Annotated in this window: 1 protein-coding gene; it reads left to right on the top strand. The window is 62.8% G+C overall.

All coding sequences use genetic code 11. The features are described from left to right. On the top strand, positions 1-882 hold an 882-nt coding region (locus NW840_RS13425), incomplete at its 5' end, for a glycosyltransferase family 9 protein (protein WP_414344813.1). Between the last annotated feature and the right edge of the window lie 311 nt (positions 883-1,193).

Raw genomic sequence — 1,193 nt, 5'->3', positions numbered from 1 at the left:
GAGGCGGAGCTGGAGGTGCTGGTGGAGCCGCGGGCAGCAGGGGCTTATGAGGTTTGTCCTTCGGTGAGTCGGGTGCTGACTTTTCCGTTCAAAGAACAGCTGTCGTTGGGGGATCTCAGCGACCTGCTGGGGCGCATTCGCGAGCGGCAGTACGACGCAGTGCTGAGCCTGGGCCGAAGCTTGGGGGTCAAGCTGTTGTTGTGGCTGACCGGCATTCCCAAGCGGGTGGGCTATGCGCCGCCGGGGCCGGGGCGACCTTGGCTGACCGACCCGGTGCCCCTGAAGCCAGCCCAGTATGCGGCCCAGATGTACCACGACCTGGTGCAGGGGTTTGGCATTGCTGCGCCGGCGGGGTTGCCCCAGATTCGTCTGAAAAAAGCAGACCTGGAGTGGGCAGAGCAGGAACGCAAGCGCCTTTTGGGGGATGCCGCTCAAGATTATGTGCTGTTGCATCCGGGGGCCAGCCAGCTGTCGCAGGAGAAGGGAATTCAGAAGATCTATCCCTCTGCCAACTGGGTCAAGGTCATCAAGGGTTTTCGGGAGCAGCGGCCGGAGCTGCCGTTGGTGCTGGTGGTGGGGCCAGAGGATGAGCAGCTGGCGGAGGGCTTTCTGGCGCAACTGCCGGAGCTGCCGGTGAGCCGTCCTGTCCGGCTGGGGCAGCTGGCGGCCTTGATTGGTGGGGCAACGCTGCTGTTGTGTGTGGACAGTGCTCCTATGCATTTGGCGGTGGCTACCCAGACGCCGCTGGTGGCGTTGTTTGGGCCCACCGACCCGCTGCGGCTGCTGCCTTCAGAGGGGCCGTTTCGGGCGGTCAAGGGGGCCGATGGGAAGGTGGAGTCGATTGCCCCCGAGCAAATTCTGCAGGTGATCTTTCCGGCCTAGAGCCAAGGTTTTCGTGGCAGCAACCCAGTCCAGTTTCTCTGCAGGCGGACCGAGAAGCCTTCTAGCCTGGGAGATGTGTCCCTGTCTGCTTTTAGCCGGCGGGAGAGCTTGCTTTGTCACCTTGGCTCTCCTAGGCTTGCTGGCGAGCGACCGTAAGGCAGTCAGCATTGCTGTTGACCGGGGGAACTTCTGCCCTCTTGGGGGAAAAGGGCTGGGGAAGTAGGGGATTCTCATGCGGACGAAGGGACTTGAACCCTTACGCCTTGCGGCACTAGATCCTAAGTCTAGCGCGTCTGCCGTTCCGCCACGTC

It is taken from the genome of Synechococcus sp. R5-13, assembly GCF_047462015.1.
Taxonomy (GTDB): domain Bacteria; phylum Cyanobacteriota; class Cyanobacteriia; order Thermostichales; family Thermostichaceae; genus Thermostichus.
This window is presented reverse-complemented; position numbering and strand designations above follow the sequence as displayed.